A 16,723-nucleotide genomic window follows, 5' to 3' on the forward strand; every position below is an offset into this window, starting at 1 on the left:
GACGCTCTTGACGCCGATCGCGATGGACAAGGAGCTGCGCTTCGCCATCCGCGAGGGCGGGCGCACCGTCGGTGCCGGCGTGGTCACCGAGATCATCGAATAGCAACGACACGACGAAGGAAGGCAAGGCAGGTGGCAGCACAGAGCATCCGAATCCGTCTGAAGGCGTTCGACCACCGCATTCTCGACAAGAGTGCGCGTGACATCGTGGCGACGGCGAAGCGCACCGGTGCGGGGGTGCGCGGCCCCATCCCGATCCCCACACGGATCCGGAGGTTCTGCGTCATCCGCAGTCCGCACAAATACAAGGACTCTCGTGAACAGTTCGAGATCCGCACCCACAAGCGGGTGCTCGACATCGACAACCCGACGCCGCAGACGGTCGATGCGCTGATGAAGCTCGACCTTCCCGCGGGTGTCGACGTGAAGATCGAGCTGTAGGCGATTCCGGGTCCGACTGGCTGGAGAGACGAACATGCGTGCTGGATTGATTGCCCGCAAGCTGGGCATGACTCAGGTCTTCACCGAGGATGGCTCGGCCGTCGCGGTGACCGTGCTCGCCGCCGAGCCGTGCCGGGTGATCGCCCTGCGCTCGCAGGCGAAGGACGGCTACGACGCGATCCAGGTCGGCTACGGCGCACCGCGGCGCCGTCAGTCGCGCGCCGTGCAGGGGCACTACGCCCGGCAGGGGCAGGAGGAGATGGGCGGCCTGAAGGAGTTCCGCGTTGCCCCGGACGCCGGTTTCGAGGTGGGGCAGGAGCTGACCGTCGAGATGTTCGAGGAGGGGCAGAAGGTCGATGTCAGCGCCGAGAGCAAGGGGCGCGGCTTCGCCGGCGTGATGAAGCGCTACAACTTCGGCGGCGGTCGGGCGAGCCACGGTGCGGAGAAGGTCCACCGACAGATGGGATCCACCGGCCAGTGCCAGTGGCCGGGCCGGGTCTTCCCGGGTAAGAAGATGCCGGGGCATCATGGCGCGCGGCGGGTGACGACGCAGAACCTCGAGATCGTGCGCATCGACCGCGAGCGGCGGCTGATCCTGGTCAAGGGGGCGGTACCCGGCGCCCGCAACGGGCTGGTCGAGCTGCGCGCCGCCGTGAAGGGGAGGTAGCGGATGGCGGAGATCCGGATGGTCGATCAGAACAACAACGAGGTGGGGGTGCGCCGGCTGAGCGATGCGGTCTTCGGGCTCGAGCCCGACCCCGGGCTGGTCCATCGGGTCTACACGGCGCTCGCCCTGGCGCAGCGCAGCGGCTGCCACCATACCAAGACGCGGGCGGAGGTCTCCGGCGGCGGGCGCAAGCCCTGGCGGCAGAAGGGGACCGGTCGGGCGCGGCAGGGGTCGACCCGCGCGCCGCAGTGGCGTCACGGCGGGGTGGCGCACGGCCCGCGTGCCCACGGCTGGAGCCGTCGGGTCAACCGCAAGGAGCGGAGGCTGGCGATGCGCTACGTGCTGTCGGACCTCTTCCGCTCCGGCCGGCTGGTGGTGGTGGACCGGCTGCAACTGGATGCGCCGAAGACCAAGGCGTTCGCCGCGGTGACCACGGCGCTCGGCGCGGAGAACGGGCTGTTCGTTCTCGGCGGGCCCGATCGCAATGTGGAGCTCTCCGGTCGCAATCTCCCCCGTTGCGAGGTGGTGCTGGAGGGGCAGCTCAATCTTCATCGTCTGCTCAAGCATGAGCGGGTGGTGCTGACCGATGATGCGGTGCGCAGGATCGAGGAGCGGCTGGCATGAGCGCGCGGTATGACGATTTCCAGGTGTTGCTCCGCCCGGTGGTGACGGAGAAGAGCTATCAGGCGCAGGCTGCGGCCAACCAGTACGTCTTCCGGGTGGCCCCGACGGCGACCAAGCTGCAGATCCGTCGTGCCGTGGAGCGTATCTTCGGTGTACGGGTCGAGCGGGTGCAGGTGGCCAACATGCCCGCCAAGCCCAAGCGGCGCGGCATGCGGATGGGGCGGCGCAGCGGCTACCGCAAGGCGGTGGTCCGGCTGGTCGAGGGGGATACCATCAAGGTGATGGACGAGGCGTGACGGCATGGCACTGAAGGTTCTCAAACCCAACACCAACGGCGCGCGGGGGCGTGTCGCCGTGGTGGACGAGACGCTCTACAAGGGGCGTCCGGAGCGGTCGCTCACCCGTGGGCGGACGGCGAGCGGCGGGCGCAACAACAGAGGGCGGATGACCGCCCGACACATCGGTGGCGGCCACAAGCGACTCTACCGGATGGTCGATTTCAAGCGCTCCAACTTCGGCGTCGAGGGGCGGGTCGAACGGATCGAGTACGATCCCAATCGGACCGCGCACATCGCGCTGGTCGTCTTCCGCAACGGCGAGCGGCGCTACATCCTGGCGCCGCAGGGGCTGCGGCCGGGCGATGTCGTCTCTTCCGGGCCCGATGCGGAGATCCGGCCGGGGAACGCGCTGCCGCTCTCCTGCATCCGGGTCGGCACGCTGGTGCACAACATCGAGTTGAAGCCGGGCAAGGGGGGGCAGTTGGCCCGGTGCGCCGGCGCCAGCGCGCAGTTGATGGGCAAGGAGGGGGGAAGGGCCATCCTCCGGCTCCCCTCCGGTGAGTTTCGCCGGGTCGATCTCCGCTGTATGGCCACCATCGGGGTGATGGGCAACGCCGACCATGCCAACGCCAAGATCGGCAAGGCGGGGCGGAGTCGCTGGCTCGGCCGGCGGCCGCACGTGCGCGGTGTGGTGATGAATCCTGTCGACCACCCGCACGGCGGCGGGGAGGGGCGCACCTCCGGCGGCCGCCACCCGGTGACCCCGTGGGGGGTGCCGACCAAGGGGCACAAGACCCGCAAGAAGAACAAGGCGTCGGATCGCGACATCATCCGCCGGCGCAAGAGGTGATCGGTTCATGGCGCGTTCGCTGAAGAAAGGCCCGTTTGTCGATGCACATCTCGAGAAGAAGGTGCAGGCGGCACGCAGTTCCGGGCGCAAGACGGTGATCAAGACCTGGTCGCGGCGATCGACCATCACGCCCGATTTCGTCGGGCTCAACTTCGCCGTGCACAACGGGCGCAAGTTCATCCCGGTCTATGTCACCGAGAACATGGTGGGCCATAAGCTGGGCGAGTTCGCCCCGACCCGCACCTACTACGGCCACGGTGCGGACAAGAAAGCGCGCAGGAAGAGGTAGTTGTCGATGTCGGAACGAGTCAGGGCGGTTGCCAGGAACGTGCGGATCAGCCCGCAGAAGGCGCGGCTGGTGGCCAGTGCCATCCGCGGCCTGCCCGTCGGCGAGGCGATGGGGGTGCTGGCGCTGTCGCAGAAGAAGGCGGCGCGTCTCTTCGACAAGGTGTTGCGCTCGGCGGTGGCCAACGCGGAGGAGAACCATTCGCTCGATGTTGACAACCTGATGGTGGTGGATGCCCGGGTCGACGCCGGCATGACCCTCAAACGGTACCGTCCCAAGGGGATGGGCCGGATGCGTCGGCGGTTCCATCGCCACAGCCATCTGACGGTCGCCGTCGCCGAGGCGAACTAAGCGGTTCGGGAGTAGTTGAATTATGGGACAGAAGGTCAGTCCGATCGGATTTCGCGTCGGGATCACGCGCGGCTGGGAGTCGATGTGGTATGCCGAGAAGGATTACGGTGCGCTGCTGCGCGAGGACATCGCGCTGCGCCGCTATGTGAAGAAGCGGCTGTTCCACGCGGGGGTGTCGCGCATCGTGATCGAGCGGCCGGCGGGCAAGGTCAGGGTGACGGTCCATACTGCGCGTCCCGGTGTGGTGATCGGCAAGAAGGGGTCGGAGATCGAAGCACTCCGACGCGATCTCGCCGCGAAGTTCCGGCGTGAGGTGCAGGTCAACATCGTGGAGATCCGCCGGCCCGAGGCCGAGGCGCAGTTGGTGGCCGAGAATATCGCCTTCCAGATCGAGCGGCGCGTCGCCTTTCGGCGCGCGATGAAGCGCGCGGTGCAGGGGGTGTTGCGCATGGGCGCAAAAGGGGTGCGGATCGCTTGCGGCGGCCGCCTAGGCGGGGCGGAGATCGCCCGCACCGAGTGGTATCGCGAGGGGCGTGTGCCGCTGCATACCCTACGTGCCGATGTCGACTACGGCTTCACCGAGGCCCGGACCACCTACGGGGTGATTGGGGTCAAGGTGTGGGTCTTCAACGGCGAGCGGTTGGGAGTCGGCTCCGATCAGGAGCTGTAGCACGGCGACGCCGCATCCGGCGTCTGCGGCCAGGAGGGTCGCGCAATACCGTGGCTTGCGCAGGCAAGCTATGGTTGAGGGGATCGAAGAGCGCGTTTCGATTGCCGTCAAGCCAAAACGTCCATGGAAGGACGTTTTGCGGTGTGAAAGATGCTGCAACCGAAGAAGGTACGCTGGCGGAAGCATCAAAAGGAGTTGCGCCGTATCCGGGGGATCACCGAGCGCGGCGCCAGCCTCAACTTCGGTGATATCGGGTTGAAGGCGGTGGAGCCGGGGCGGATCACCGCCCGGCAGATCGAGGCCGCCCGGATCGCCATCACCCGCCACATCCGCCGTCAGGGGCGGGTGTGGATCCGCATCTTTCCCGACCTGCCGGTCTCCGGCAAGCCGGCGGAGGTGCGTATGGGCAAGGGCAAGGGGTCGCCGGAGTACTGGGTGGCCGCCGTGCGTGCCGGCCGCATCCTCTATGAGATGGACGGCGTCGACGAGGCGCTGGCCCGCGGGGCGCTGCAGCGGGCGTCGGCCAAGCTGCCGGTGCGGACCAGGATCGTGGTGCGGGGTGCCGGGCGATGAAGTGCAAGGATTTGCGCGGCAAGGGTCGTGATGAGCTGCTGGGGCTGCTTGACGATCTTGCCGCGGAGCAGATGAAGCTGCGTTTCCAGAAGTCGGTGATGCAGTTGAACAACACCGCCCGACTCGGTCAGGTGCGGCGGGAGATCGCCCGCATCAAGACCGTGCTGGCGGAGCAGCGCAGAGGAGCCGGGGCGTGACGGAGCAGCAGAGCAAGGCAGTGGGCGCCAACGGGCGGCGCCTGGAGGGGATCGTGGTCTCCAACAAGGCGGAGAAGAGCATCGTCGTCGAGGTGGAGCGTAAGTTCCTCCATCCGCGTTACCGCAAGACGGTGCGGGCGCACAAGCGCTACATGGCGCACGACGAGCACAACGCCTGCAACGTGGGGGATCGGGTGGTGATCGTGGAGTCGCGGCCGATCTCCCGGCGCAAGCGGTGGCGGATGGAGCGGGTGGTCTCCCGCGCCGAGCAGCTGTGAGGGGAGGTGGCGACCGATGATCCAGACGGAGACCATCCTCAAGGTGGCGGACAACTCCGGTGCACGCAAGGTCGCCTGCATCAAGGTGCTGGGCGGATCGAAGCGGCGCTATGCCCGCATCGGAGACGTGATCGTGGTTGCGGTCAAGGAGGCGATCCCCAACGGCAAGGTGAAGAAGGGGGACGTGCAGAAGGCGGTGGTGGTGCGGACGGCCAAGGAGTTCCGACGCAAGGACGGCAGCTCCATCCGTTTCGATGAAAACGCCGCGGTGCTGCTCACCGGTCAGGGGGAGCCGATCGGCACCCGCATCTTCGGACCGGTCACACGTGAACTGCGCAGCAAGGGGTACATGAAGATCATCTCGCTTGCGCCGGAAGTGCTGTAGGAGGCGTCGCGATGGTGGCGAAGATGAAGTTGCGCCGCGATGACGAGGTGGTGGTCATCGCCGGACGGGACCGGGGGGCGCGGGGGCGGATCGTCCGCGTGCTGCCGGCCGAAGGGAGGGTGGTGGTGAGCAAGGTGAACATGGTTCGCCGCCACACGCGTCCGAGCGATCGGAGCGCCGGGGGGATCGTTTCGGTGGAGGCGCCGCTGTCGGTGTCGAACGTGCAGTTCTATTGCCCGGCCTGCGCGCGCGGGGTGCGGCTGGGGATCAAGCGGCTGGAGGATGGCCGCAAGGTGCGCTTCTGCCGCAAGTGCGGCGAGGTGGTCGACAGCTGAGGTTCATGCCCGGTGGAGATCGGAGGGCCAGCCTTCGATCTCCTTGCGGGATGGTTGCCTGCAGGCGCAGGCCGGGGATTGGTTTGCGCGGCACGACGGTGCCGCGATGACGGCCCTCCTGCGAGGTCGTCACACGCTCCAGGAGAACGAGGGACGATGGCGAGATTGAAGCAGCTCTACGAGGAGCAGGTGGTTCCGGCCATGAGCGCGGAGTTCGGCTACAGGAACCCGATGGAGACCCCGAGGATCACCAAGATCGTGGTCAACATGGGGGTGGGTGAGGCGGTGCTCAACCGGAAGGCGATCGACGGGGCGTTGGCCGACATGGCGCTGATCACCGGTCAGAAGCCGATCGTCACCCGGGCGCGCAAGTCGGTGGCCAACTTCAAGCTGCGCGCCGGGATGCCGGTCGGCTGCAAGGTGACGCTGCGCCGGGAGCGGATGTGGGAGTTCCTCGATCGGTTGATCAACATCGCGCTGCCGCGTGTGCGCGACTTCGGCGGCGTCAGCAGCAAGGGGTTCGACGGGCGCGGCAATTATTCGTTGGGCATCCGGGAGCAGATCATCTTTCCCGAGATCGACTACGACAAGGTCGATGCGATCCGCGGGATGGATGTCACCATCTGCACCACGGCCAGAAGCGATCGGGAGGGGAAGGCGCTGTTGAAGCACTTCCGCATGCCCTTCCGCAACTAGGGGATCGATGAGATGGCAAGCAAGGCGTTGATCGCGAAATGCAACCGCAAACCGAAGTTCCGTGTGCGGGCCTACACCCGCTGCAAGCTGTGCGGTCGGCCCCATTCGGTCTACCGCAGGTTCGGGATTTGCCGAATCTGTCTGCGCAAGCATGCGCTGGCCGGCGAGATCCCCGGCATGGTCAAGTCGAGCTGGTAGGAGAACGAGTCGTATGATGATGGATCGAATCGCGGATATGTTGACCCGTATCCGCAACGCGCAGGCCGCCGGGATCGAGCGGGTGGAGATGCCCTCGAGCAAGGTGCTCCACACCATCGCGCAGATCCTCAAGGAGGAGGGATATCTCGCCGGGGTGCGCGCCTACAACTTCCGCGGTCGGCGCTATCTTCGGCTTACGCTGCGCTACAGCGACGACGGCGTGGGGGCGATCCGCGAGATCCGGCGGGTCTCCCGCTCGGGGCGGCGGGTCTATTGCGGGGTGGATGCGCTGCCGCGGGTGAAGAACGGCTACGGCATCGCCCTGATCAGCACCTCCAAGGGGATCATGACCGACCGGAAGGCGCGGGCGGCCCATGTCGGCGGCGAGGTGCTCTGCACCGTCTTCTGAGAGATCCAGCGAACACGAGGTACGAACGGAATGTCGAGAATCGGCAAACAGCCCATCACCCTGCCGGAAGGGGTCGAGGTCTCCGTCGGCGCGGGCCGCGTGACGGTGAAGGGGCGCAATGGAGAGCTGTCGGCGCCGCTGTTCGACGGCATCACCGTCGCGCAGGAGGGCAACCGCCTGCTGCTCTCCTGCGCTCGGATGAACGATCGCAAGAGCAGGAGCCGCTACGGCCTGGCCCGGGCGCTTCTGGCCAACTGCGTGACCGGGGTGAGTCAGGGGTTTCGCAAGACCCTCGAGCTCCATGGCGTGGGCTACCGTGCCGCGCTGCAGGGCAACAAGCTCAATCTGACGTTGGGCTTCTCCCATCCGGTGGTCTACGAGCTGCCGCAGGGGGTGACGGCGAAGGTCGAGCAGAACAGAATCGTGATCGAGGGGGCCGACAAGCAGCAAGTGGGGCAGGTCGCCGCCGAGATTCGCGCCTTCCGCCCGCCGGAGCCCTACAAGGGGAAGGGGGTGCGCTATGCGGGCGAGCAGATTCTCATGAAGGAGGGCAAGAAGGCCTGACGGGCTTTTTGCGATTCCATCGTTGATGACGGTTTCGCAAGAAACCATCATCGCGACCATGGAGGGTCGCGCAAATCCGGAGGTGGCAAATGCAACCGACGGATTTGTAAGGGGATCGAAGACCGCGCTCTTCGATCGCCGTCAAGCAGAAAGTCCACGGATGGACGTTTTGCGGTCCAATCTTCTATGAGCAGGAAACGTTACGAACGGAATGCCGCGGTCCGCAGGGCGCGCCGGGTGCGCGCGCGGGTCAAGGCCTCGGGGCGGTTGCGGTTGAGCGTCTTTCGCTCCGCTCGCCACATCTACGCGCAGATCATCGACGATGCTCGTGGGGTGACCTTGGTCTCCGCCTCCAGCCTCGATGAGGAGGTGGCCTACGGCGGCAACTGCGAGGGGGCGCGTCGGGTGGGTGAGCTTCTGGCCCGTCGTGCCACAGCGCTCGATCTCGGTCCGGTGAGCTTCGACCGCGGCCCCTATCCCTACCACGGTCGGGTCAAGGCGCTGGCCGAGGGGGCGCGCAGCGGTGGGCTGGATTTCTAGGAGGCACGGGGAACGACGATGATCGATGCGAACGAACTGGAGTTGACCGAGAAGCTGGTCGCGGTCAACCGGGTGGCCAAGACGGTGGCCGGGGGGCGGCGGATGGGCTTCTCGGCCCTGATGGTGGTCGGCGACGGCAACGGTCACGTCGGCTTCGGCCATGCCAAGGCGAAGGAGGTTCCCGAAGCGATCCGCAAGGCGACCGAGATTGCCCGGAAGTCGCTGATCCGTGTGCCCCGTAAGGGGGGGACGATCCACTACCATGTGGTCGGACGCCAGGACGCCTCCCGGGTGATGCTCAAGCCGGCCAGCGAGGGTACCGGTGTGATCGCCGGCTCGGCGGTGCGGGCGGTGATGGAGGCGGCCGGGATCCGCGACGTGCTGACCAAGGCGATGGGGTCGCGCAACCCGATCAACGTGGTGCGCGCCACCTTCAACGGCCTGAAACAGATCGAGGGCCCCGAGGAGATCGCCGCCCGGCGCGGGCAGGCCGCGGAAGCGGAAGAGACACTGGAAGAGGTGTGACGTGATGAGCGGCAAGGCGAGGATCCGGGTACGTCAGGTCAAGAGCGGGATCGGTTATGCGCGCGATCAGCGCGCCACTCTGATCGGGCTGGGGCTGCGGCGGATGCATCAGGTGGTCGAGCTGGAGGATACCCCGGCGATACGCGGCATGATCCGCAAGGTGCGCCATCTAGTGCGGGTGGAGTCGGACTCCTGACGGCTTCGCGTGAAGCCGATGTCGCGGCCAGGAGGGCCGCGCGGAGCTGGAGCGTCCACGGAGGGACGGTCATGTGGTTGAATCATGCTGAAACTCAACACGCTGCAACCTGATCCGGGCAGCCGCAAACCGCGTAAACGGCTCGGCGCCGGGATCGGCTCCGGCCACGGCAAGACCTGCGGTCGGGGACACAAGGGTCAGAAGTCGCGCTCCGGCGGCAAGGTCGCGCGCGGATTCGAGGGCGGACAGATGCCGTTGATCCGCCGCGTGCCCAAGCGCGGCTTCACCCGGCGCGGCCGTGTTCCCTGTCAGGTGGTCAACGTCGGGATGCTCAACCGCTTCGAGGAGGGGAGTCGGGTCGACGCCGATCTGCTCAAGGCGGCGGGGCTGGTGCGCTCGGCGGAGCGGCCGATCAAGCTCCTGGGCGAAGGAACGCTGGAGAAGCGGCTGGAGGTCGTGGTGACGGCCGCGTCGAAGCGGTCGGCGGCCAAGGTGGCCGAGGCGGGCGGAAGCCTGATCCTGCAGGGATCCTGAACCGCCGCCGATGGCCGACCCCGCAGCCCGACTCGCCGGCGGTTTCGCCGATATCGGCAAGATCCCCGAGCTGAAGAAGCGGATTCTCTTCACGCTCGGGATGCTGATCGTCTATCGGTTGGGCGCCCACATTCCGGTGCCGGGGATCGACGCCCAGGTGCTGGCGCAGTTCTTCCATCAAGCCAACGGCAGCCTGCTCGGGCTGTTCGACATGTTCTCCGGCGGGGCGCTCTCCCGCCTGACCATCTTCGCGCTCGGGATCATGCCCTACATCTCGGCTGCGATCATCATCCAGTTGATGACCGTGGTCTCCCCAACCCTGGAACAGCTCAAGAAGGAGGGGGAGGCCGGTCGGCGCAAGATCACCCAGTACACCCGTTACGGTACGGTGGGGCTGGCCCTCTTCCAGGGGATGGGCATGGCCATCGGGCTGGAGTCCTTCTCGGTCAACGGCCATCCGGTGGTGGTCGACCCCGGCATGGGCTTCCGGCTGATGACGGCAATCACGCTGGTGACCGGTACGGTCTTCCTCATGTGGGTGGGGGAGCAGATCACCGAACGGGGGATCGGCAACGGCATCTCGCTGATCATCTTCGCCGGCATCGTCGCCGGGCTGCCGTCGGCGATCGGTCGCACGCTCGAGCTGGCCCGCACCGGAGAGTACTCCCCCTTCACCGTGCTCGGCCTCTTCGCCGTGGCGATCCTGGTCACCGCCGTGGTGGTCTGGTTCGAGCGGGCGCAGCGGCGGGTACCGATCCAGTACGCCAAGCGGCAGGTGGGCAACCGCCTCTACGGCGGCAAGGCGTCGTTTTTGCCGCTCAAGGTGAACAGCGCAGGCGTGATTCCGCCCATCTTCGCCTCCAGCCTGATCCTGCTGCCGGCCACCTTCGCCCAGTTCACCAAGGGGGTGGAGGGGATGTCCTGGATGGGCGATCTGGCGGCGGTGCTCTCCCCCGGCCACTGGCTTTACATGAGCGTCTTCGCCGTGTTGATCGTCTTCTTCTGTTTCTTCTACACCGCCATCGTCTTCAACCCCAAGGATACCGCCGACAACCTGAAGAAGAACGGCGCCTTCATCCCCGGCATCCGTCCGGGGCAGCGGACCATCGAGTACCTCGATTTCGTCCTCTCGCGCATCACGGTGGTGGGGGCGATCTACATCACGCTGGTCTGCCTGCTGCCGCAATACCTCATCTCCGAGCTCTCCGTCCCTTTCTATTTCGGTGGCACCAGCCTGTTGATCGTCGTGGTGGTGACCATGGACACCATCGCCCAGATCCAGGCCCATCTGATGACCCATCAATACGAGGGGCTGATGAAGCGGGCGCGGTTGAAGCGGTCGTGAACGTCGTCCTGTTCGGTCCGCCGGGGGTGGGCAAGGGAACCCAGGGGGTCCATCTGGCCCGCGCCTTCGGCCTGACACAGTTGGCCACCGGTGATCTGCTGCGGTCGGAGGTCGAGGCGGGCAGCGCCCTGGGGCGCGAGGCCAAGTCCTACATGGAGGCGGGGCGGCTGGTGCCCGACGGTGTGGTGGTCGGGATGATCGAGTCGCGGATGACGCAGGGATCGGGGTTGCTGCTCGACGGCTTTCCGCGCAATGTGGCGCAGGCGGAGGCGCTCGATGCGATGCTGGCCGACCACGGGGCCCGGTTGGACCGGATCATCTTCATGGATGCCGATCGTTCGGAGTTGGTGCGGCGGCTTGCCGGACGCCGGATCTGCCGCGACTGCGGCCGCAGTTTCCACGTGCACTTCCGTCCACCCGCCGTGGAGGGGGTGTGCGACGATTGTGGCGGTGCGCTCTTCCAGCGGGAGGACGATCGCCCGGAGGTGATCGGGAAGCGGCTCGATGTCTACCATGAACAGACCGCACCGCTGATCGCCTTCTATCGGGGGCGTGCCGGATTTCGCGCCGTCGACGGCGGCGGGACGTTGGAGGAGGTGCGTGCGCGGCTGCACGCGGCGATGGAATAGCGATGGCCAAGGAAGATCTGATCGAGATGTCGGGCGAGGTGATCGAGAAGCTGCCCAACGCCATGTTCAAGGTGCGGCTGGACAACGGTCACGAGCTGCTCTGCATGATCTCGGGCAAGATGCGCAAGTACTACATCCGCATCCTGCCGGGTGATCGGGTGACGGTGGAGATCTCGCCCCTACGATCTGACCCGCGGACGGATCAGCTACCGCGAGAAGTAGTCTCCCCGGCCCGGAAGGGGAGTTGGCTGCACGATGGCCGGCGTCGCAAGAAGCCGGCATCGCGACCAGGACGGTCGCGCAAATCCGGAGCCTGCGGCAGCCGGCGAAGGATTTGTAAGGGAATCGAAGACCGCGCTCTTCGATTCCCGCCAAGCAAAACGACCATGGAGGGACGTTTTGCGATCTGATCATGAAAGTCCGAGCTTCGGTCAAGAGGATTTGCAACAAGTGTCGGGTGATCCGGCGTCGCGGGGTGGTGCGCGTCATCTGCTCCAATCCGCGCCACAAGCAGCGGCAGGGATGACGACTTCGCGGCCGATCTCTTGGGTGCTGCCGCTTGTCCCCGATGGGGGGTGCCGCTACACTCCCGCGCCCTTTGCAACCGGTGGAGGTCTTCGATGGCTCGTATTGCAGGCGTAAATATCCCGACAAACAAGCGGGTTGAGGTGGCGTTGACCTATATCTACGGCATCGGCATCTCCACCTCGCGCAAGATTCTGGACGGCGTTCGGGTCTCGCGCGACACCCGTGTGCGGGATCTCACCGATGACGAGATCAACCGCATCCGTACGGTGATCGACGCCAACTTCAAGGTGGAGGGGGACCTGCGCCGCGAGGTGGCGATGAACATCAAGCGGCTGACCGATCTCGGCTGCTACCGCGGGCTGCGCCACCGCCGCGGGCTGCCCTTGCGCGGCCAGCGGACCAAGACCAATGCGCGCACCCGCAAGGGGCCGCGCCGCACCGTCGCCGGCAAGAAGAAGTAGGCGGGGCGGCGCAACCTTGCGTCGATGAGAGCAAAACTCTGTCGGCTTCGCGGGAAGTCGGCATGCGCGGCCATGGATGGCGCGTGGAACCGGGGCTTGCGTATGCAGGCGGCGGATGTGTAAGGGTGTCGAAGGGCGTGTGCTTTGATACCCGTGAAGCAAAGTCGTCCACGGACGGACGTTTTGCGCTGATCAAGATTCCAGAGGAAGTGCATGGCTAAACCACGATCGGGCGGCAGGAGGCGCGCCCGCAAGAATATCGCCAACGCGGTGGCCCATATTCGGGCGACGTTCAACAACACCCACATCACCTTCACCGATGAGGCGGGGAATGCGATCTGCTGGGCGACCAGCGGCGGCTCCGGTTTCCGTGGAGCGCGCAAGTCCACCCCCTTCGCCGCGCAGGTGGCGGCGGAGAATGCAGCGCGCAAGGCTATGGAGCATGGGGTGAAGAACGTGTCGATCGAGGTGCGGGGCCCAGGGCCCGGCCGTGAGTCGGCGATGCGGGCCATCGCCGCCGTCGGGCTGAAGGTGACCTATATCCGGGATGTGACACCGATCCCGCACAACGGCTGCCGCCCGCCGAAGCGGCGGCGGGTGTAGGAGGGGGGCGATGGCGCGTTATTTGGAAGCGAAGTGCCGTCTCTGCCGTCGCGAGGGGGAGAAGCTCTTCCTCAAGGGGAGCAAGTGCTACTCGAACAAGTGCGCCATGGAGCGTCGTCCCTACGCCCCGGGGATGCACGGGCAGGGGCGGCGGCTGAGGCGCCCTTCGGACTACGGGCTGCAGCTGCGTGAGAAGCAGAAGGTGAAGCGGATCTACGGGCTGCAGGAGAAGCAGTTCCGTGCCTGCTTCCGGCGGGCCGACGAGATGAGCGGTGTGACCGGTCTCAACCTGTTGCAGCTGCTCGAGTCGCGGCTGGACAACATCGTCTTCCGCATGGGGTTCGCCTCCTCCCGCTCCGAGGCGCGGCAACTGGTGCGCCACAAGCATGTCCAGGTCGATGGCCGGACGGTGACCATCCCCTCGTTCCATGTGCCGGAGGGGGCGAGGGTGACGCTGGCGCGCGGGGCGGAAGAGCACCTGAGGGTGAAGGCGGCGATGGAGGCCGCCGCCCAGCGGGGGCTGCCGGAGTGGGTGGATGTCGATCTGACCACCAACCAGGGGGTCTACCGGCACAAGCCGACCCGCGATCAACTCGATCCTTCGATCCGCGAGCAGCTGATCGTCGAGCTCTACTCCCGCTAGTTCGCGGGGGGGCTCCTTTCCGGTTCCCGCGGAGGGCCTCCTCGTCGTCGATCGCCGGGGCATCTCCCCGAGGGGGAGGAGGGCTGTGGATCCGCCACCGCCGGGGTGCGTGTGGATCCTTCGAAGCCGGTGGCGCGGGTAACCGGCGTTGCGGTCATGAAGGGCTGCGCTCTTCGATTCCCGCCAGGCAAAACATCCACGGAAGGATGTTTTGCGATTTGGATCATGGAAGAAGTTTTGCGGTGTGATCTGTCGCTATGGAACTGATTACTCCCCGTTCGATTACCGTGGAAGAGCTGGTCGAGGGCCGGTTGGCCAAAATGGTTTTCGAGCCGCTGGAGCGCGGCTATGGCACGACACTGGGCAACGGCCTGCGGCGCATGTTGCTCTCGTCGCTGGTCGGCTGCGCCGTGGTGCGCGTCGCCATCGACGGCGTCATGCATGAGTTCGATACGTTGCCCGGGGTGCGCGAGGATGTGGCCGACATCATCCTCAGCCTCAAGGAGCTCGACCTCCGCATGGAGGGAGACGATCCGCAGGAGATCACGCTCGACGTCCAGGGGCCGGCGATCGTGACCGCCGCCGACATCCAGTGCCCGGCGGGGGTGAGTGTGCTCAATCCCGATCTGGTGTTGGCCCATCTGAGCGAGGATGGTGTGCTCAAGCTCACCGCGACGGTGGAGAAGGGGCGCGGCTACCTGCCGGTGGCGGAGCGCGAGGGCGCGGAGCAGGAGAAGCCGATCGGCACCCTGCTGCTCGACGCCTCCTTCTCCCCGGTGCGGCGGGTGGCGGTCCGGGTGGAGAACGCCCGTGTCTCGCAGAAGACCAACTACGACAAGCTGATCCTCGAGGTGGAGACCAACGGCGCGGTCACGCCACGCGCGGCGGTGGCCGAGGCGGCCCGGATCATCCAGGATCAGCTGGCCGTCTTCAGTGATTTCGGCGCATCCGACGCCCCGGACGAGCGGGGCGCCCCCGCATCCAGTGCGGAGCTTCACGCCCTGCTCGACCAGTCGATCGAGAACCTCGATCTCTCCGCCCGTTCGATCAACTGCCTTAAGGGGGGTGAGATCTTCCGCATCGGCGATCTGGTCCGCCGCAGCGAGCGCGAGATGATGCACATGCCCAACTTCGGCAAGAAGTCGCTGGTCGAGATCAAGGAGGCGCTCGATCGCATGGGGCTCCATCTGGGCATGGATGTCTCGGCCTGGGATGCCGAACGGGAGGAGGCGGCCGATGCCGGGCCGACCGGGGAGGCCGAACCGACCGAACAAGACGCGGCGGCGTAAGAGGAGCGTACCATGAGACATCGCAAACACCGTACCTCGCTCGGGCTCCCCTCCGGTCACCGCCGGGCGCTGCTCGGCAATCTGGCGGCGGCGCTGATCACCCACGGGCGGATCGAGACCACGCAGGCCAAGGCCCGCGCGGTCCGTCCCTATGTCGAGAAGCTGATCACCCTGGGCAAGGACGGCTCGCTCCATGCCCGCCGCCGGGCGCTGGCCAGGCTGCGCCACCGCAGCGTGGTCGACCGCCTCTTCGTCGAGGTGGCCCCCCGTTTCGCCGGGCGCAACGGCGGCTACACCCGGATCACCAAGACCGGCTACCGGGTGGGGGATGCCGCCCCTATGGCGGTGATCGAGCTCATCGGCGACGACGAGCAATCGGCCGACGACGACACCACCTAGCGATCCTCTGCTTCACGGCGGATTCATCTTTTACAGGGAGGCTTTGCGGCCTCCCTTTTTTGTGGCTGGGTCGGACGATCCGCGAAGCCAGACCGGAACGAGGAGGCCTGTCGATGATCCGTAGCCTGCTGGCCATGCTCTTGATGTTGTCGGCGGTGGTGCCGGCGGCTGCCCGCGGCGGCGCGCCGACCGCGCCCTATCCGCTGCACATGGTGCGCTCCCATCCCCACGCCGATCTGGTCTACCCCTCGGCTGCGGGCCGGTTTCTCGTCTATACCGAGCGCGGCAGGCAGGGGTTCTCCGTGGTGCGTGTGCCGCTGGATGCGCCGGATGGCGAAGGGCTGGTGTTGCGCGCCGACTGGCTGCACGGCGCGATCCGGCGCGGTGTGGCGCTGGCCGACGGCTCAATCGGCTATGTGGCCAACAACCTGGGGCCGATCTCCGCCTGGCAGCGGCGTGCCGACAGCGACCTGCACCGGTTGATCGCCAACGGCGGCAGCTTCGTCGGCGGACTCACCCCGATCCATCTCGCGGCGGCGGCCGATGGCAGTCTGTGGGCGCTGGACAGCTACCTCAACCGCGAGCGCCGCTCCCGGTTCCTCGATACCTTTGCCAACGCCAACGTCCATATGGAGTTGCTCGGGCAGAACTGGCGCGTCTACTGGTCGGATGCGGACCACTGGAAGGTGGGCTATCAGGCCACCGAGACGGGGGTGCGCAACAAGTTCGACCACCCCGCCCTCTTCCTCTTCCGCCGGGGCGCGCCGATGACCATGATCCGCAACGCCTTCGATCCGGCGATCTCCGCCGACGGCCGCCGGGTGGTCTTCGTCCGGGAGCTGCACGGCAACTTCGATCTCTGGATGCAGCGGCTCGACGACGGTATGCTGGTGCGGCTGACCCGGAACCGCTACGGCGACTTCGAGCCGGCGATCAGCCCGGACGGTCGCCGCATCGCTTTCGTCTCCAACCGCGCCAGCCGGGGGGATGTGCGGCGCACGGCGATCTTCGTCCTCGATCTCGCCGACGGTACCATCACCCAGGTGACCAGCTCCCGACGTGCCACCGACGGCGGGCCGACCTGGCGTGATGGGCGGACGATCCTCTTCCATTCCAACCGCGATCCGCGCCGTCCGCAGCGGGGGACGGTGGATCGCTGGAGCCTGTGGGAGGTGACGCTGTGAAGGCTGCGGGATCCGCCGTACTTCGCCCGGCCGTCGTTGTCGTAT

Annotated in this window: 31 protein-coding genes and 1 pseudogene; all 32 read left to right on the top strand. The window is 66.6% G+C overall.

Annotated features, from left to right (window positions below; genetic code table 11):
- The coding region (locus D6682_03595; GenBank protein ID RMH51698.1) for a hypothetical protein at positions 1 to 103 on the top strand (103 nt) is incomplete at its 5' end.
- A gap of 29 nt (positions 104 to 132) precedes the next feature.
- The gene (locus D6682_03600; protein RMH51699.1) at positions 133 to 441 is read left to right on the top strand and encodes a 30S ribosomal protein S10; all 309 of its coding nucleotides are present in this window, start codon (positions 133 to 135) and stop codon (positions 439 to 441) included.
- Positions 442 to 475: 34 nt separating this feature from the next.
- Complete coding sequence (gene rplC / locus D6682_03605) at positions 476 to 1,108, top strand: 50S ribosomal protein L3 (protein ID RMH51700.1); 633 nt, start codon at positions 476 to 478, stop codon at positions 1,106 to 1,108.
- Between the two features lie 3 nt (positions 1,109 to 1,111).
- Entirely contained in the window at positions 1,112 to 1,732 is a 621-nt protein-coding gene (locus D6682_03610; protein ID RMH51701.1) for a 50S ribosomal protein L4, read from the top strand.
- Positions 1,729 to 2,028, top strand: coding sequence for a 50S ribosomal protein L23 (locus tag D6682_03615; GenBank protein ID RMH51702.1), 300 nt, complete (start codon positions 1,729 to 1,731; stop codon positions 2,026 to 2,028). The genes D6682_03610 and D6682_03615 overlap by 4 nt, the downstream gene beginning before the upstream one ends.
- 4 nt (positions 2,029 to 2,032) lie before the next feature.
- A complete protein-coding gene (locus D6682_03620) occupies positions 2,033 to 2,860 on the top strand; it encodes a 50S ribosomal protein L2 (GenBank protein RMH51703.1) in 828 nt (275 codons plus the stop codon).
- A 7-nt stretch (positions 2,861 to 2,867) separates the two neighbouring features.
- Positions 2,868 to 3,149, top strand: a complete 282-nt coding sequence (locus D6682_03625) for a 30S ribosomal protein S19 (GenBank protein RMH51704.1) — start codon at positions 2,868 to 2,870, stop codon at positions 3,147 to 3,149.
- 6 nt (positions 3,150 to 3,155) lie between these two features.
- Positions 3,156 to 3,497 (top strand): 50S ribosomal protein L22, encoded by a 342-nt coding sequence (locus D6682_03630; protein ID RMH51739.1) that lies wholly within the window; start codon positions 3,156 to 3,158, stop codon positions 3,495 to 3,497.
- A 22-nt stretch (positions 3,498 to 3,519) separates the two neighbouring features.
- Positions 3,520 to 4,167, top strand: a complete 648-nt coding sequence (locus tag D6682_03635) for a 30S ribosomal protein S3 (GenBank protein RMH51705.1) — start codon at positions 3,520 to 3,522, stop codon at positions 4,165 to 4,167.
- Between the two features lie 150 nt (positions 4,168 to 4,317).
- Entirely contained in the window at positions 4,318 to 4,740 is a 423-nt protein-coding gene (locus D6682_03640) for a 50S ribosomal protein L16 (GenBank protein ID RMH51706.1), read from the top strand.
- On the top strand, positions 4,737 to 4,937 hold the full coding sequence (locus D6682_03645; GenBank protein RMH51707.1) for a 50S ribosomal protein L29: 201 nt from the start codon (positions 4,737 to 4,739) through the stop codon (positions 4,935 to 4,937). Before D6682_03640 ends, D6682_03645 begins: the two co-directional genes overlap by 4 nt.
- Positions 4,938 to 4,957: 20 nt before the next feature.
- A complete protein-coding gene (gene rpsQ / locus D6682_03650; GenBank protein ID RMH51708.1) occupies positions 4,958 to 5,215 on the top strand; it encodes a 30S ribosomal protein S17 in 258 nt (85 codons plus the stop codon).
- Positions 5,216 to 5,231: 16 nt separating this feature from the next.
- Positions 5,232 to 5,600 carry a 50S ribosomal protein L14 gene (locus D6682_03655; GenBank protein RMH51709.1) on the top strand — a complete coding sequence of 123 codons (369 nt, stop codon included), beginning with the start codon at positions 5,232 to 5,234 and terminating at the stop codon, positions 5,598 to 5,600.
- 11 nt (positions 5,601 to 5,611) lie between these two features.
- Positions 5,612 to 5,935: a 50S ribosomal protein L24 gene (locus D6682_03660; protein ID RMH51710.1), complete on the top strand. Its 324-nt coding sequence runs from the start codon at positions 5,612 to 5,614 to the stop codon at positions 5,933 to 5,935.
- 156 nt (positions 5,936 to 6,091) lie between these two features.
- Positions 6,092 to 6,631, top strand: a complete 540-nt coding sequence (locus D6682_03665; protein ID RMH51711.1) for a 50S ribosomal protein L5 — start codon at positions 6,092 to 6,094, stop codon at positions 6,629 to 6,631.
- A 12-nt stretch (positions 6,632 to 6,643) separates the two neighbouring features.
- On the top strand, positions 6,644 to 6,829 hold the full coding sequence (locus tag D6682_03670) for a type Z 30S ribosomal protein S14 (protein ID RMH51712.1): 186 nt from the start codon (positions 6,644 to 6,646) through the stop codon (positions 6,827 to 6,829).
- A gap of 13 nt (positions 6,830 to 6,842) precedes the next feature.
- Positions 6,843 to 7,238: a 30S ribosomal protein S8 gene (locus D6682_03675; protein ID RMH51713.1), complete on the top strand. Its 396-nt coding sequence runs from the start codon at positions 6,843 to 6,845 to the stop codon at positions 7,236 to 7,238.
- A 30-nt stretch (positions 7,239 to 7,268) separates the two neighbouring features.
- Positions 7,269 to 7,802 carry a 50S ribosomal protein L6 gene (locus D6682_03680; protein RMH51714.1) on the top strand — a complete coding sequence of 178 codons (534 nt, stop codon included), beginning with the start codon at positions 7,269 to 7,271 and terminating at the stop codon, positions 7,800 to 7,802.
- A gap of 186 nt (positions 7,803 to 7,988) precedes the next feature.
- Complete coding sequence (locus D6682_03685; protein ID RMH51715.1) at positions 7,989 to 8,342, top strand: 50S ribosomal protein L18; 354 nt, start codon at positions 7,989 to 7,991, stop codon at positions 8,340 to 8,342.
- 18 nt (positions 8,343 to 8,360) lie between these two features.
- Positions 8,361 to 8,867, top strand: a complete 507-nt coding sequence (locus D6682_03690) for a 30S ribosomal protein S5 (GenBank protein ID RMH51716.1) — start codon at positions 8,361 to 8,363, stop codon at positions 8,865 to 8,867.
- Positions 8,868 to 8,871: 4 nt separating this feature from the next.
- Positions 8,872 to 9,063, top strand: coding sequence for a 50S ribosomal protein L30 (locus tag D6682_03695; protein ID RMH51740.1), 192 nt, complete (start codon positions 8,872 to 8,874; stop codon positions 9,061 to 9,063).
- Between the two features lie 87 nt (positions 9,064 to 9,150).
- Positions 9,151 to 9,597 carry a 50S ribosomal protein L15 gene (locus tag D6682_03700; GenBank protein RMH51741.1) on the top strand — a complete coding sequence of 149 codons (447 nt, stop codon included), beginning with the start codon at positions 9,151 to 9,153 and terminating at the stop codon, positions 9,595 to 9,597.
- 10 nt (positions 9,598 to 9,607) lie between these two features.
- Positions 9,608 to 10,942 (top strand): preprotein translocase subunit SecY, encoded by a 1,335-nt coding sequence (gene secY, locus D6682_03705; protein ID RMH51717.1) that lies wholly within the window; start codon positions 9,608 to 9,610, stop codon positions 10,940 to 10,942.
- The gene (locus tag D6682_03710) at positions 10,939 to 11,571 is read left to right on the top strand and encodes an adenylate kinase (GenBank protein RMH51718.1); all 633 of its coding nucleotides are present in this window, start codon (positions 10,939 to 10,941) and stop codon (positions 11,569 to 11,571) included. The genes secY and D6682_03710 overlap by 4 nt, the downstream gene beginning before the upstream one ends.
- A 2-nt stretch (positions 11,572 to 11,573) precedes the next feature.
- Positions 11,574 to 11,793, top strand: a pseudogene (locus D6682_03715) (translation initiation factor IF-1).
- A 190-nt stretch (positions 11,794 to 11,983) separates the two neighbouring features.
- Positions 11,984 to 12,097, top strand: coding sequence for a 50S ribosomal protein L36 (locus D6682_03720; GenBank protein RMH51719.1), 114 nt, complete (start codon positions 11,984 to 11,986; stop codon positions 12,095 to 12,097).
- A gap of 94 nt (positions 12,098 to 12,191) precedes the next feature.
- Positions 12,192 to 12,560, top strand: coding sequence for a 30S ribosomal protein S13 (locus D6682_03725; GenBank protein RMH51720.1), 369 nt, complete (start codon positions 12,192 to 12,194; stop codon positions 12,558 to 12,560).
- A gap of 213 nt (positions 12,561 to 12,773) precedes the next feature.
- Positions 12,774 to 13,163: a 30S ribosomal protein S11 gene (locus tag D6682_03730; protein RMH51721.1), complete on the top strand. Its 390-nt coding sequence runs from the start codon at positions 12,774 to 12,776 to the stop codon at positions 13,161 to 13,163.
- Positions 13,164 to 13,173: 10 nt separating this feature from the next.
- The gene (locus D6682_03735; protein RMH51722.1) at positions 13,174 to 13,806 is read left to right on the top strand and encodes a 30S ribosomal protein S4; all 633 of its coding nucleotides are present in this window, start codon (positions 13,174 to 13,176) and stop codon (positions 13,804 to 13,806) included.
- Positions 13,807 to 14,063: 257 nt separating this feature from the next.
- Complete coding sequence (locus D6682_03740; GenBank protein RMH51723.1) at positions 14,064 to 15,095, top strand: DNA-directed RNA polymerase subunit alpha; 1,032 nt, start codon at positions 14,064 to 14,066, stop codon at positions 15,093 to 15,095.
- Positions 15,096 to 15,107: 12 nt separating this feature from the next.
- A complete protein-coding gene (locus tag D6682_03745; GenBank protein RMH51724.1) occupies positions 15,108 to 15,494 on the top strand; it encodes a 50S ribosomal protein L17 in 387 nt (128 codons plus the stop codon).
- A 113-nt stretch (positions 15,495 to 15,607) separates the two neighbouring features.
- The gene (locus tag D6682_03750) at positions 15,608 to 16,678 is read left to right on the top strand and encodes a hypothetical protein (GenBank protein ID RMH51725.1); all 1,071 of its coding nucleotides are present in this window, start codon (positions 15,608 to 15,610) and stop codon (positions 16,676 to 16,678) included.
- The last annotated feature ends 45 nt before the right edge of the window (positions 16,679 to 16,723 follow it).

The organism is Zetaproteobacteria bacterium (genome assembly GCA_003696765.1).
Classification (GTDB): Bacteria; Pseudomonadota; Zetaproteobacteria; order Mariprofundales; family J009; genus RFFX01.